Source organism: Mucilaginibacter sp. 22184, assembly GCF_052045695.1.
Lineage (GTDB): Bacteria > Bacteroidota > Bacteroidia > Sphingobacteriales > Sphingobacteriaceae > Mucilaginibacter.
Window position 1 is genome coordinate 373383 of the sequence record NZ_JBQEPI010000008.1, and the last position, 14013, is coordinate 387395.

At 43.5% G+C, this 14013-nt stretch carries 12 protein-coding genes; all 12 read right to left on the reverse strand.

Annotation, left to right across the window (positions count from 1 at the left end; genetic code table 11):
• Window position 1: 1 nt before the first annotated feature.
• The gene (locus ACTJKG_RS19580; RefSeq protein WP_440740190.1) at window positions 2–1168 is read right to left on the reverse strand and encodes a 2-isopropylmalate synthase; all 1167 of its coding nucleotides are present in this window, start codon (window positions 1166–1168) and stop codon (window positions 2–4) included.
• 162 nt (window positions 1169–1330) lie between these two features.
• Complete coding sequence (locus tag ACTJKG_RS19585) at window positions 1331–2113, reverse strand: class I SAM-dependent methyltransferase (RefSeq protein ID WP_440740191.1); 783 nt, start codon at window positions 2111–2113, stop codon at window positions 1331–1333.
• Between the two features lie 41 nt (window positions 2114–2154).
• Window positions 2155–3234, reverse strand: a complete 1080-nt coding sequence (leuB, locus tag ACTJKG_RS19590; RefSeq protein WP_172338077.1) for a 3-isopropylmalate dehydrogenase — start codon at window positions 3232–3234, stop codon at window positions 2155–2157.
• A 44-nt stretch (window positions 3235–3278) separates the two neighbouring features.
• Window positions 3279–3869 carry a 3-isopropylmalate dehydratase small subunit gene (gene leuD / locus ACTJKG_RS19595; protein ID WP_172338076.1) on the reverse strand — a complete coding sequence of 197 codons (591 nt, stop codon included), beginning with the start codon at window positions 3867–3869 and terminating at the stop codon, window positions 3279–3281.
• Window positions 3870–3915: 46 nt separating this feature from the next.
• Complete coding sequence (locus ACTJKG_RS19600) at window positions 3916–4209, reverse strand: antibiotic biosynthesis monooxygenase family protein (RefSeq protein ID WP_172338075.1); 294 nt, start codon at window positions 4207–4209, stop codon at window positions 3916–3918.
• Window positions 4210–4320: 111 nt separating this feature from the next.
• Entirely contained in the window at window positions 4321–5739 is a 1419-nt protein-coding gene (gene leuC, locus ACTJKG_RS19605) for a 3-isopropylmalate dehydratase large subunit (protein ID WP_172338074.1), read from the reverse strand.
• A gap of 150 nt (window positions 5740–5889) precedes the next feature.
• On the reverse strand, window positions 5890–6948 hold the full coding sequence (ilvC, locus tag ACTJKG_RS19610) for a ketol-acid reductoisomerase (RefSeq protein ID WP_172338073.1): 1059 nt from the start codon (window positions 6946–6948) through the stop codon (window positions 5890–5892).
• 161 nt (window positions 6949–7109) lie between these two features.
• Window positions 7110–7715, reverse strand: a complete 606-nt coding sequence (ilvN, locus tag ACTJKG_RS19615; RefSeq protein WP_172338072.1) for an acetolactate synthase small subunit — start codon at window positions 7713–7715, stop codon at window positions 7110–7112.
• A 30-nt stretch (window positions 7716–7745) separates the two neighbouring features.
• Window positions 7746–9482, reverse strand: a complete 1737-nt coding sequence (gene ilvB / locus ACTJKG_RS19620) for a biosynthetic-type acetolactate synthase large subunit (protein ID WP_440740192.1) — start codon at window positions 9480–9482, stop codon at window positions 7746–7748.
• Between the two features lie 82 nt (window positions 9483–9564).
• On the reverse strand, window positions 9565–11277 hold the full coding sequence (gene ilvD, locus ACTJKG_RS19625) for a dihydroxy-acid dehydratase (RefSeq protein WP_172338070.1): 1713 nt from the start codon (window positions 11275–11277) through the stop codon (window positions 9565–9567).
• 768 nt (window positions 11278–12045) lie between these two features.
• Window positions 12046–12300: an ATP synthase F1 subunit epsilon gene (gene atpC / locus ACTJKG_RS19630; protein WP_076374640.1), complete on the reverse strand. Its 255-nt coding sequence runs from the start codon at window positions 12298–12300 to the stop codon at window positions 12046–12048.
• 101 nt (window positions 12301–12401) lie between these two features.
• Window positions 12402–13907: a F0F1 ATP synthase subunit beta gene (gene atpD, locus ACTJKG_RS19635; RefSeq protein WP_172338069.1), complete on the reverse strand. Its 1506-nt coding sequence runs from the start codon at window positions 13905–13907 to the stop codon at window positions 12402–12404.
• Window positions 13908–14013 lie beyond the last annotated feature (106 nt).

The window sequence follows — 14013 nt, forward strand, 5'->3', positions numbered from 1 at the left end:
ATTAGTTTTTTACCAACTTGTGCGCTACCAGGCTCAACAGGTCGTTATCGTTGATGTCTAATTTAGCATCAGCAAGGGTTAAAAAGTTAGTATATGCTTCGGCCAGTTCCTCTTTGCTCAGGTTGATGCCCAGGCGTTCGAGGTGGAATTTAAGCGCGTGACGGCCGCTGCGAGCGGTAAGCACGATACTGGCGCTTGGGAAACCCACATCCTCCGGACGAATGATCTCGTAATTTTCGCGCATTTTCAAAAAGCCATCCTGGTGAATACCAGAGCTATGCGCGAACGCGTTGGCGCCTACAATAGCTTTGTTTGGCTGTACAGGCATGCGCATTTGTGTGCGGATCATCTGGCTAAGCTCATAAAATCTTTTAGAGTCTATCTGGGTATGTAAACCCAGTACCTGGTGTGTTTTCAGGATCATGACCACCTCTTCAATAGAAGTATTGCCCGCACGTTCGCCAATACCATTAATGGTACCTTCTATCTGGCGGGCACCGTTTTGCAAACCTGCAATAGAGTTAGCAGTAGCTAAACCTAAATCGTTATGGCAATGTACCGAGATAATAGCCTTATCGATGTTTTTAACGTTCTCTTTCAGGAATTTGATCTTGGCACCGTATTGATCGGGCAGGCAATAGCCGTTGGTATCCGGAATATTCACTACGGTAGCACCCGCTGCAATTACAGCTTCTACCATTTGTGCTAAGTACACTACATCGGCACGACCGGCATCTTCGGCATAAAACTCAATATCTTCTACACCACGTTTGGCATATTTTACGGCTTCAACGGCACGTTCCAGAATTTCTTCGCGAGTGCTGTTAAATTTATGCTTGATGTGCATATCAGACGAACCGATACCCGTGTGGATACGCGGGCGTTTGGCGTATTTTAACGATTCGATAGCAGCGTCAATATCGCCTTTGTTGGCACGGGTTAAGGCGCAAACGGTAGGTTCTTTTACAGCTTTTGAAATTTCAACAACGCTGTTGAAATCGCCCGGACTTGAAACCGGGAAACCTGCTTCAATAATATCCACGCCCAGCAGCTCCAGTTCTTTTGCTATCTCAATTTTTTCGGGGGTTGTTAACTGGCAACCCGGTACCTGCTCGCCATCGCGAAGCGTAGTATCAAAAACATAAACGCGGTTGGGATCGTGTAACATATCTTTCTTAGTTTTTAAATTTTTGTTAGTATCAAGTAGCGAGTATCAGGTATCAAGACCCATTCGTTTACTTTTTACTCAATTCAATTCGTTATCTGTAGGTATCTAAATCAAAACAGATAAAAAGTCTTGATACTTGATACTAATTACTTGCTACTTAAATTATTCTTTTATGGCCACAAACCTCAGCCTTTTATAATCGGCATACCATTGGCCGTTTTCGTTGTAAAAGGGCTCCAGTTTGTGGGTAATCTCTTTTAATATTTCTGCCTTTTCCTCTACGGGGATATTCTCCAGGAATTGCGCGCCAAACATGGTCACCCATTTAGCTACACCTTCATCACCATCCTGCAGCGGTGTTTTACGGTCATAATGCACCATATAGGTTACCCTGAAGCCATGCTCTTCCAGCAGGGTAGCATATTCGCCTACAGAAGGGAAATACCACAGCTTGGTATCAGCCTGTACATGGTAACCATGATTTTGCAATACCAGTTGAATGGCCTCAATCAAGTGTGCCACATTTCCTTTACCACCCATTTCGGCTACAAAACGACCACCGTGTTTCAAGCTGTTATATACACTGCGGGCAGCGCCATTGGCATCAAGCACCCAGTGCAGCGCCGCATTTGAAAATACGGCATCATATTTTTCGTTCGTAAAAAAATCGGCAGCATTTTCTACCGCGAAGTCAACTTCAGGATATTTTGCCCTTGCCTGTTCAATCATTTCGGGCGAAAAATCGGTGCCTTTTACACGGGCGCCTTTATCTTTTATTTGTTGTGTTAAATGGCCCGTACCGCAACCCAAATCCAATATATATTCACCGGGTTTTACATCCAGTAATTCCAGCACATCCTCGCCGTATTGAAATACAAAGGCATGCTTTTGGTCGTATAAATCAGCGTTCCATTTCATCGTTGTAGTCATTGTGTCATTGGTCATTATGTCATTACATTTTTGACTTTTGACTTTTTAATTTTGACTTATTGTAAGTATTCCAACACTTTTTGGCCCATGGCCTTAGTGCCTAAAATTTTGCTTTTGTCGGTATTCGCGTCAGCGATATCACCGGTGCGGTAACCATCTTTTAACGCTTTATCAACGGCTGATGTTACCAGCTTTGCTTCTTCTTTCAAGCCAAAGCTGATCTCCAGCATTAAAGCTACCGATAGGATAGAAGCCAGCGGGTTGGCTTTGTCCTGTCCGGCAATATCATGTGCCGAACCATGGATAGGCTCAAAGAAACCTGTACCATCACCCACAGATGCCGATGCCAGCATACCCATGGAGCCTGCAATTTGTGAAGCCTCGTCGGTTAAAATATCACCAAAAAGATTGGCAGTTAACACCACATCAAACTTTTTAGGGTTTTTAACCAGCTGCATAGCTGCATTGTCAATAAACATATGCTCGGTTTCCACATCCGGGTATTGTTTAGCTATTTCCTGAACAACCTCACGCCATAAGCGTGATGCTTCCAGTACATTAGCCTTATCAACAGAGCATAATCTTTTGCCACGAACACGGGCTGCTTCGTATGCCTTTATAGCGATACGTTCAACCTCGTAACGGGAATATATCATTAGATCTGATGCGGTATTCCTGTCCTCACTGCGTTTCTTTTCGCCGAAGTAAACATCGCCGGTTAGTTCGCGGAAGAACAGGATATCGGTTCCTTTCAGTATTTCGGGTTTTAGGCTCGATGCATCCAGCAGCTCATCAAACAGCATGATGGGGCGCAGATTGGCATACAGCCCAAGCTCTTTACGTATTTTTAATAATCCTTGTTCGGGACGTACTTTGGCTGATGGATCATTATCGTATTTGATGTGACCAATAGCGCCAAAAAGAATAGCGTCACTGGCTTTTGCTTTGGCTAAAGTTTCATCAGGTAGCGGATTACCAGTTGCTTCGATACCTGCGTGGCCCATCAGAGCCTCGTCAAAGGTAAATTCATGACCAAATTTTTGACCAATGGCTTCCAGTACAGCCTTACCCCAGGTTGTTACTTCGGTACCGATGCCATCACCGGGTATTACTAATATATGTTTTTTAAGTGCCATAAGCCCCCTAACCCCCTAAAGGGGGAATTTTTTGATTGTGTTAATTATTTAGATTCTTCAAACTCTGCTATCAGCTCTTTTTTGCTCAGGATGTAATCAATATCGTCATAGCCGTTTATCAGACAGGCTTTTTTGTATGGATTGATCTCAAAGCTTTCCTGTTCGCCAGTGGCCGAGATGATGATCAGTTGTCGTTCCAGGTCGATCTCGATCTCCGCGTTATGATCGGCATAAACGGCGTCGAATATCTTTTTCAGGAAATCGTCGCTTACCTGTACCGGTAACAGACCATTGTTTAAGGCATTGCCTTTAAATATATCGGCAAAAAAGCTGCTTACTACGGCATCAAAGCCATAATCAGATATTGCCCATGCAGCGTGCTCGCGACTGCTGCCGCAGCCAAAGTTTTTGCCGGCAACCAGTACCTTACCACTAAAGGTAGGGTTGTTGAGCACGAAGTCCTCTTTAGGGCTATCATTCTCATCAAAACGCCAGTCGCGGAAAAGATTGTTACCAAAGCCTTCGCGGGTGGTAGCTTTTAAGAAACGGGCAGGGATGATCTGATCCGTATCGATATTCTCGATAGGCAGAGGCACTACGCTGGTTTGTATATGTTTAAATATTTTAGTTGCCATACTTTTAGATATGAGATGTTAGATGTGAGATATGAGACTATTTTGTCTATAACTTAATATCTGTATAATGTTCAACAACCGGAAAAGGATCATAAAAATGATGTAATAACCTTTTCCATTCCTGGTATTCTTTTGATTGCCTGAAGCCCTCTGTATGGTCGGTGAGTTTTTCCCACTCCACCAATAAGATGAATTGACTTGTATTCTCCATACATCTTTTTAATTGATGTGAGATATAGCCTGCCATCTTTGAGATGATACCTTGAGCTTTTGAAAATGCGTTTATAAACTCATCTTCCTGGCCGGGTATTATATTTAAAATGGCTACTTCAAGTATCATTTATTTCTTTTCATGTCATTGCGAGCGATAGCGTGGCAATCTCGTCGTTTGTATATTGAATGCGATGAGATTGCTTCGTCGTTCCTCCTCGCAATGACATGGTTTTTATAATTAACCTACCAATTCTTCTTCTTTCAAAAACTCCCGTATATCCGTTACCTTACCCGTAATAGCCGATGCTGCCGCGGTGAGCGGACTGGCCAGGAAGGTGCGGGAATTTGGCCCCTGTCTGCCTTCGAAATTACGGTTGGAGGTGGATACGCAATATTTGCCTGCCGGTATTTTATCCTCGTTCATGCCCAGGCATGCGCTGCATCCCGGTTCGCGAAGCGGGAAACCTGCCGCATCAAATATTTTATCCAGTCCCTCACGGATGGCTTGTTCCTGTACCTGTTTTGATCCGGGAACTACCCATACGGTAACGTTGTCTGCCTTGTGCTTGCCTTTTACAAATTCGGCTACCTGGCGAAGGTCCTCAATGCGTGAGTTGGTACAACTGCCGATGAATACATAGTCAATGGGTTTACCCAATAGCTGTTCATCATCATGCAGGCCCATATATTCCAGGGCTTTTTTGTATGATCCCTGCTCTTTGGCTTCAAACGAAGCGGTTTCGGGAACGTGTTGTGTTACGCCAATGCCCATACCCGGGTTTGTACCGTAGGTGATCATTGGCTCAATGTCTTCGGCTTTAAAGGATAATACTTCATCAAACTGCGCATCAGCGTCAGAGTATAAAGTTTTCCAGTAAGCTACTGCTTTGTCCCACTCTTCGCCTTTAGGGGCAAATTCGCGGCCTTTTACGTATTCAATAGTTGTTTCGTCGGGAGCTATCAATCCGCAACGGGCACCCATTTCGATGCTCATGTTACAGATGGTCATGCGGCCTTCCATGCTTAAAGAACGGATGGTATCACCAGCATATTCCACTGCATAACCCGTACCGCCTGCGGCCGAGATCTTGGCAATGATATACAGGATGATATCTTTAGCGCCAACACCTTTGTGCAATTTGCCGTTCACTTCAATCTTCATGCGCTTAGGACGAGATTGCAGCAAACACTGGGTTGCCAACACCTGCTCTACCTGTGAAGTGCCGATACCAAACGCTATGGCACCAAAGGCGCCGTGTGTTGAGGTATGGCTATCGCCGCAAACATAAGTGCCACCGGGGCGGGTAATGCCCAGCTCGGGCCCTATTACGTGTACTATACCCTGGTAAGGGTGACCAAGACCATATAGCTCTACACCAAACTCTTTGGTGTTTTTGGTGAGCATATCAACCTGGTAGCGGGAAAGTTCTTCTTTTATGGGGAGGTGCTGATCAATTGTAGGAACGTTATGATCGGCAGTGGCCACAGTTTGTTTTGGCCTGAAAACCGGTAACCCTCTGGCGCGCAAACCGTCAAATGCCTGCGGACTGGTTACTTCGTGTATGAAATGTGTGTCGATGTATAAAATGTCGGGAAAACCCTCGTTGCTACTGACGACGTGTGCATCCCAAATCTTATCAAATAATGTTTGTCCCATGTTTTTTAAAGTATCAAGTAGTGAGTATCAAGTATCAAGTAATTTGCGCGAGCCTGATACATGGTACAGGTATATCATTATAATAGCAAGTAGTTAGTATCAGCAAATCAAAAGGTCTTGATACTTGATACTAACTGCCTGATACTTGGATTACGCTTCTACAACCTGGTTTTCAGGGCGTAAGCTGCGTACAGTTTTACCTGCCTGCCATAATTCGCTTTCGCGTAATTCTTTTAATTCGGCATCCAGTTTCTCGCGGTAGTCTGGCTGGCTGTTTGAGTCGATAGAACGTTGTGACTCTTTGCCGGTAGCTACGCTTTCGTATAATTCTTCAAATACTGGTTTTGTAGCATCACGGAATTTTTTCCACCAGTCAAGCGCACCGCGTTGTGCAGTAGTTGAGCAGTTGGCATACATCCAGTCCATACCATTTTCTGCAACTAATGGCATTAATGATTGGGTTAACTCTTCAACAGTTTCGTTAAATGCCTCAGATGGTGAGTGGCCTTTGCTGCGTAATACATCGTACTGAGCAGCGAAGATACCCTGGATACAACCCATTAGTGTACCACGCTCGCCGGTTAAATCGCTATATACTTCTTTTTTGAAGTTGGTTTCAAACAGGTAACCGCTACCTACCGCGATACCTAATGAAATAACACGCTCAAATGCTTTACCAGTTGCATCCTGGAAAATAGCGTAGCTTGAGTTTAAGCCACGGCCTTGCAGGAACATACGACGCAATGAAGTACCTGAACCTTTAGGAGCAACTAAAAATACGTCAACATCAGCTGGAGGAACTATGCCGGTTTGCTCGTTAAAAGTAATACCAAAACCATGAGAAAAGTATAATGCTTTACCTGGAGTTAAGTGTTTTTTAACGGTTGGCCAAAGGGCGATCTGAGCTGCATCACTTAATAAATAGCAAATTACAGTTCCTCTTTCCAGAGCTTCTTCAATTTCAAAAAGTGTTTCGCCGGGTACAAAGCCATCGCTTACTGCTTTATCCCATGTTTTAGTGCCTTTACGCTGACCAACAATTACATTGATGCCATTGTCTTTTTGGTTTAATGCCTGACCAGGACCTTGAACGCCGTAGCCAATTACCGCTACAACTTCGTCTTTCAATACTTCCTGCGCTTTTGATAAAGGAAACTCTTCGCGGGTTACTACGTTTTCTTCAGTACCGCCGAAATTTAATTTTGCCATTGTTTTGTTTATTTTGTTGATTTTGATGATTTCACCGATTGAGGGTGATTTCACAGATTTGTTTAAAGTTTATTTGTTCTGATTTCACCGATTTTATACGGGATTTCACTGAGTTTGTTATTCACCTTTTAGCTTTAACCTTTCGGCTTTCAGCCTTTTTATTACATCGTAAATACTTTTTCGCCCTGGTTAAGATATTCGTTTTCTATCACATCCTCACCTGGTTCCAGTCGTTCAAATTCGCGCAGTTTACGGTTAAAGCCATCGCTGTCTTTAATAATAGCTACACGGGCGCTACGTACAAATTCAATCAGGCCATAAGGCTGCAATATACTGATCAAATTGTCAGTTTCCTCACGGTGGCCGGTGGTTTCAAATACGGTATAATCTTTACGCAATACAACCACACGTGCGCCGTTTTCGCGCAGCAAGCGTTCAACGCTTACCTTTTCGGCGATAACATCTGTTGATACCTTATATAACGCTAATTCCTGCCATATCACATCGGCATTGGTATGATAATATGCTTTTAATACCTCTACCTGTTTTTCTATCTGGCGAACCAGCTTACGCACCACTTCTTCCGATTCGGTTATCACGATGTTAAAGCGGTGAATCTTGTCGATCTCTGAAGGAGAAGTGTTCAGGCTTTCGATATTGATCTTACGGCGCGAAAATATAATGGCTATACGCGTTAGCAGGCCTATCTGGTTTTCGGTATAAACCGTGATGTTAAATTCTTGTTTCTCTGTATCTTGATTGCTCATGATTGCTATTTTAAAGGTTATAGGCTGTAATTATTTCAACCTGATCTCGGCTACACTGCATCCTTGCGGCACCATCGGGAACACGTTGTTCTCTTTAGTTACCATTACTTCTAAAAGGAATGATCCTTTGGTGTTCAGCATTTCATTTAATACTGCCGGAAGTTCTGCCCGGTCGTCAATTCGTTTTCCAGGGATCTTATATGCTGCTGCCAGTGCAACAAAATCAGGACTTTGGATATCTACAAACGAATAACGGCGCTCATTAAATAGTTCCTGCCATTGCCTAACCATGCCCAGGAAACGGTTGTTCAGGATGATGATCTTAACATCGATGCCGGTTTGCATAATAGTACCTAATTCCTGCAAGGTCATCTGGAAACCCCCATCGCCAATAATAGCGACAACGGTGCGATCCTGGGCACCAAATTTAGCACCGATAGCTGCAGGTAAGGCAAAACCCATCGTACCTAAACCACCACTGGTAACGTTACTGCGTGTTTTATTGAATTTGGCATAACGGCAAGCCACCATCTGGTGCTGACCTACGTCGGTTACGATAATAGCCTCGCCTTTGGTTATTTCATTCAATTGTTTGATCACCTCACCCATGGTCATTTCCGGGGTGGTAGGGTTTAGTTCGTCATGAATTACGGCTTCAACTTCTTTCTGCGTGTATTCGTTAAAAGTATTCAGCCATTCGGTATGTTTCTTTTCTTCTATCAACCTGGTCAGCATAGGCAGGGTCTCTTTACAATCGCCCCATACCGGTACAGTTGATTTTACGTTTTTGTCGATCTCAGCCGGGTCAATATCCAGGTGCACCACCTTGGCTTGCTTGGCATATTTATCTAACCTGCCGGTTACGCGGTCGTCAAAGCGCATACCGATAGCAATCAGTACATCACATTCGTTAGTTAATACGTTAGGGCCGTAATTGCCGTGCATGCCCAGCATACCCACGTTTAAAGGATGCTCTGTAGGGATAGCGCCAGCGCCTAAAACGGTCCATGCTGCAGGAATACCGCTTTTTTCAACAAAGGCTTTAAATTCCTGCTCTGCACCACCCAGAATAACGCCTTGGCCCCAAATTACAAACGGCTTTTTGGCCTGATTGATCAGTTCGGCAGCTTCTTGTACGTATTCAGAACGAACAATGGGTTTTGGGCGATAACTGCGGATATGGTTGCATTGCGTATAACCCTGATAGCTGAATTTTTGTATCTGCGCGTTTTTAGTAATATCAATTAATACAGGTCCCGGGCGACCGCTTTTGGCGATGTAGAATGCCTTGGCAATAACCTCCGGAATTTCATTGGCATCGGTTACCTGGTAGTTCCATTTGGTTACGGGGGTAGTGATGTTAATCACGTCGGTTTCCTGAAAAGCATCGGTACCCAACAAATGGGCGAATACCTGCCCGGTGATACATACCAATGGGGTACTATCTATCTGCGCATCGGCCAAACCGGTTACCAGGTTGGTAGCACCAGGACCGCTGGTTGCGAATACAACACCCACTTTACCTGATGTGCGGGCATAGCCCTGACCAGCATGGATACCGCCCTGTTCATGACGGACCAGGATGTGGTTCAGTTTATCATTATAATCAAACAGAGCATCATAGATGGGCATGATAGCGCCACCCGGGTAGCCAAAGATGGTATCAACACCTTCAACAATTAATGCCTCCAATAATGCTACTGATCCTGAAACTTCTACCGCTGTTGTTGGTGCGGGTGTAGTTAGTGTTTCCTGTGCAACTTCCATAGTGTTGGGTATTATGTTGTATGTTTATTGTTTTTAGTTCTTTATTATTAGCCCTTTTATTCCCCCTTCAAGGGGTGGGGGGCTATGGCATTTCGTCAGTTACGCAACCTTCGGCAGCGGTACTTACTGTTTTAGCATATCTGTATAATAAACCTTTGCTTACTTTTAAAGCAGGTTGTTTCCAGGCTGCTTTACGGGCAGCAAATTCTTCGTCGCTGATGATTACGTTGATGGTACGGTTAACGGCATCAATAAATATCCGGTCCTCGTCTTTTACAAAAGCGATACCGCCGCCATCATAAGCTTCTGGTGTAATGTGGCCCACTACAAAACCGTGTGTACCGCCCGAAAAACGTCCATCGGTAATTAATGCTACCGAGCTACCCAGGCCCGCACCAAATATGGCCGAAGTTGGTTTCAGCATCTCCGGCATACCCGGAGCACCTTTAGGACCCACGTTGCGGATAACTACCACATCGCCGGCTTTAACACGACCGCTTTGTATACCATGTATCAACTCAAACTCGCCATCAAATACACGGGCAGGGCCTTCAAAGCTGGTACCCTCTTTACCGGTGATCTTGGCTACGCTGCCACCTTCGGCAAGGTTTCCGTATAATATTTGTAAGTGACCGGTAGCTTTAATAGGGTTGGTAGCCGGGAAAATTATTTTTTGTGTTTCGAAGCTGAGCTCCGGAACATCAGCCAGATTCTCGGCGATGGTTTTACCGGTAACGGTCAAGCAATCGCCATGTAACCATCCCTGGCTCAGGCAATATTTCATTACAGCTGGCACACCGCCAATATTGTGCAGGTCTTCCATCATGTATTTACCGCTTGGTTTCATATCGGCCAGTACAGGGATGCGGTTACTTACCTCCTGGAAATCGTCCTGAGTTACTTTAACGTCAACGCTTTTGGCCATGGCTATCAAGTGCAATACTGCGTTGGTTGAGCCGCCCAGTACCATGATCACTACCATCGCATTTTCAAATGCTTTGCGGGTCATGATGTCTGACGGTTTAATATCTTTTTCAAGCAATACCTTGATCGCTTTACCAGCGGCAAGGCACTCTGCTTTTTTATCTTCGCTTAATGCAGGGTTTGATGATGAATAGGGCAAGCTCATACCCAAGGCTTCGATAGCTGCAGCCATGGTATTAGCGGTATAAATACCACCACAAGCACCCGCGCTTGGACAGGCGTTTTTAATTACACCCATAAAATCAACATCATCTATCTGGCCGGCAATTTTTTTGCCCAAAGCCTCAAATGCCGATACAATGTTCAGATCTTCACCTTTCCAGTGACCAGGTTTAATAGTACCACCGTACACCATGATTGATGGACGATTTAAGCGGCCCATAGCCATGATAGAGCCCGGCATGTTTTTATCACAACCCGGCAAAGTAATTAAACCATCATAATACTGCGCGCCGGTAACGGCTTCAATAGAATCGGCAATGATATCGCGGCTCATTAAAGAGTAGCGCATGCCTTCGGTACCATTGCTCATGCCGTCGCTTACGCCAATGGTATGAAATATTAAGCCTACCAGATCCTGATCCCAGATACCTTGTTTAACCAGTTTGGCCAGATCGTTCAGGTGCATATTGCAGGTGTTACCATCGTAACCCATGCTGGCTACGCCGACCTGGGCTTTTTCCATATCGTCGTCGGTTAAACCTATGCCGTATAGCATGGCCTTTGCAGCAGGTTGTGTTTCGTCCTGTGTAAAAGTTTTGCTGTACTTATTCAATTCTATAGCCGCTGTAGTATCTGATGATGAACTCATTTTATTTGGTATGATAGCCTAATTTGTAAATAATTCTGTCTCTTGATCCTGGTTTATTCGTACAGTACGAATCTGTATTTGTAAGGTAGATATAGCAATAAAGAATAGCAATACCTACAAATATTTTTTCGAAAAAAGTATTTTATGTTGTTTTTATTGTAAATATGAAATTTAATTCTGTTTTAAATAAAAATATAGCAATAATGTATGTTGTAAAATATACCAAAGTTCAAAACGGTATTCGGTACATTTTTTATGCATGCATAGCAAGTTGTCGATTTTCTGCCTGAAATGGCCAAAGTTGGTTCAGAAGTTGTGAAAATCGGGTTGCTTTGCATGGTGTAATTGTTGCTTAATGATGTTGCTTTATGCTATATATAATTTGCCTTAAAATTTACCTCCGTTAATTTAAACAACTTTTAAGCAGGGGCCGATAAAAAAAGGATTCAGTTTGTTCAGTGTCGGCTAATGTCGTGTTACTTATGAATTGATGTTTAGCCAATAATATTATCCCAAAAACATGGTTTACACTTTTTTGAGGAAATAAAATATATATTGTTAATTATCAATATTTTATGCCCATGTTAACCATGAAAAGTGTAAACCATGTAAACCCACTTTTTGCTTATTGAGTTAATCTCCAGCTCATGGTTCTACGCCAATTGCTGGTTGACATAGTTTGCAAAATCCCCTGTCGAAAAAAAATGTCAAAAAAAAACGTCCGGGGTATTATACCCGGACGTTTTTTTGTGAATGTAGGTATAAGGACTATTTGTGCTGAATGCCTTCAGCAAGAATAATGACCTTATTGTTTAATACTTCAACCACACCACCTTTAATAAAGAAAACCTCTTCTTTAGCAGCGCTGCCACCGCGCACGGTTAATTTACCATCCTGTAAAGTAGAGATGATAGGCGCGTGGTGGTTTAATATTTCAAATAATCCCAAAGTACCAGGAACGGTTACCGATGTGGCTTCGCCCTCGTATACTTTTTTGTCGGGAGTAAGAATTTCTAATGTCATGTTTTTAGTATCAAGTATTTAGTATCAAGTATCAAGTAAATAAAGTTAAACCAAGTAGCAAGGCTGTTTTGATCTTGCTACTTGATACTAATTACTTGCTACTAGTTATTAGCTTCTGCTAATAGTTTTTTACCTTTTTCAATGGCGTCTTCGATGCTGCCTACTAAGTTGAAAGCTGCCTCAGGATATTCATCCACTTCGCCGTCCATGATCATGTTGAAACCTTTGATAGTTTCTTTGATATCAACCAATACACCTTTTAAGCCGGTAAATTGCTCGGCCACGTGGAATGGTTGTGACAGGAAACGCTGAACACGACGCGCACGTGATACAACCAGTTTATCTTCCTCAGATAACTCGTCCATCCCCAGGATCGCGATAATATCTTGTAACTCTTTGTAACGTTGTAAAGTTTCTTTAACACGTTGAGCAGTGTTGTAGTGCTCGTCGCCTAAAACAGCTGGGCTAAGGATACGTGATGTAGAGTCCAATGGATCCACAGCAGGGTAGATACCTAACTCGGCAATTTTACGTGAAAGTACAGTAGTAGCATCTAAGTGAGCGAAGGTTGTTGCCGGCGCAGGGTCGGTCAAGTCATCCGCAGGTACATAAACTGCTTGTACTGATGTGATTGAACCTCTTTTAGTTGAGGTGATACGCTCTTGCATGGTACCCATCTCGGTAGCCAGTGTTGGCTGGTAACCTACCGCTGACGGCATACGGCCTAACAGCGCCGATACTTCAGAACCTGCTTGTGTAAAGCGGAAGATGTTATCGATAAAGAACAGGATATCACGGCCTTTGCCATCTTCTTCACCATCACGGAAATACTCGGCAATGGTTAAGCCTGATAAAGCCACACGTGCACGTGCACCTGGAGGCTCGTTCATTTGTCCGAAAACGAATGTTGCTTTTGACTCTTTCAGTGCTTCGGTATCAACCTTAGTTAAATCCCAACCCCCTTCTTCCATCGAGTGCATAAAGCCATCGCCATATTTAATAATGCCCGATTCAAGCATCTCGCGTAAAAGGTCATTACCTTCACGGGTACGCTCACCTACACCGGCAAATACTGATAAACCAGAATAAGCCTTGGCAATATTGTTGATCAATTCCTGAATTAATACGGTTTTACCTACACCGGCACCGCCAAACAAGCCAATTTTACCACCTTTAGCGTAAGGCTCTAACAGGTCAATAACTTTGATACCTGTGAACAATACTTCAGTTTCGGTAGATAGATCCTCGAAACGAGGAGGGGTATTGTGGATAGGGCGACCATTAGATTTATCTAAGTTAGCAATACCGTCAATGGCATCACCAACTACGTTGAATACGCGGCCTTTAATGTTTTCGCCAACCGGCATTTTAATAGCGGCTTCGGTATCCAACACTTTCATGCCACGTAGCAATCCGTCTGTTGAATCCATCGCGATCGCACGTACACGATCTTCACCCAAATGCTGTTGAACTTCTAAAATTACTTTTTGGCCATTTTCTTTCGTGATTTCTAACGCGTCATAAATCTTAGGAAGATGAGCATCATCAGCGAAACTTACGTCAACTACCGGACCAATGATCCGTGATATTTTTCCAATGTTTGGCATATATAACCTGGTGTTTTAAAGAATTTTTCTGCGAAATAGTTGTTACTGTTAAAATATAAGATGCTATTTCAGAGGCGCAAAGTTAAGATTTCTATCCAAATATTTA

Excerpts from the sequence above, each read along its gene's own strand:
- ACTJKG_RS19580 (WP_440740190.1), bottom strand. The coding sequence starts at position 1,168 with ATGTTACACGATCCCAACCGCGTTTATGTTTTTGATACTACGCTTCGC.
- ACTJKG_RS19585 (WP_440740191.1), bottom strand. The coding sequence starts at position 2,113 with ATGACCAATGACACAATGACTACAACGATGAAATGGAACGCTGATTTA.
- leuB (WP_172338077.1), bottom strand. The coding sequence starts at position 3,234 with ATGGCACTTAAAAAACATATATTAGTAATACCCGGTGATGGCATCGGT.
- leuD (WP_172338076.1), bottom strand. The coding sequence starts at position 3,869 with ATGGCAACTAAAATATTTAAACATATACAAACCAGCGTAGTGCCTCTG.
- ACTJKG_RS19600 (WP_172338075.1), bottom strand. The coding sequence starts at position 4,209 with ATGATACTTGAAGTAGCCATTTTAAATATAATACCCGGCCAGGAAGAT.
- leuC (WP_172338074.1), bottom strand. The coding sequence starts at position 5,739 with ATGGGACAAACATTATTTGATAAGATTTGGGATGCACACGTCGTCAGT.
- ilvC (WP_172338073.1), bottom strand. The coding sequence starts at position 6,948 with ATGGCAAAATTAAATTTCGGCGGTACTGAAGAAAACGTAGTAACCCGC.
- ilvN (WP_172338072.1), bottom strand. The coding sequence starts at position 7,715 with ATGAGCAATCAAGATACAGAGAAACAAGAATTTAACATCACGGTTTAT.
- ilvB (WP_440740192.1), bottom strand. The coding sequence starts at position 9,482 with ATGGAAGTTGCACAGGAAACACTAACTACACCCGCACCAACAACAGCG.
- ilvD (WP_172338070.1), bottom strand. The coding sequence starts at position 11,277 with ATGAGTTCATCATCAGATACTACAGCGGCTATAGAATTGAATAAGTAC.
- atpC (WP_076374640.1), bottom strand. The coding sequence starts at position 12,300 with ATGACATTAGAAATTCTTACTCCCGACAAAAAAGTATACGAGGGCGAA.
- atpD (WP_172338069.1), bottom strand. The coding sequence starts at position 13,907 with ATGCCAAACATTGGAAAAATATCACGGATCATTGGTCCGGTAGTTGAC.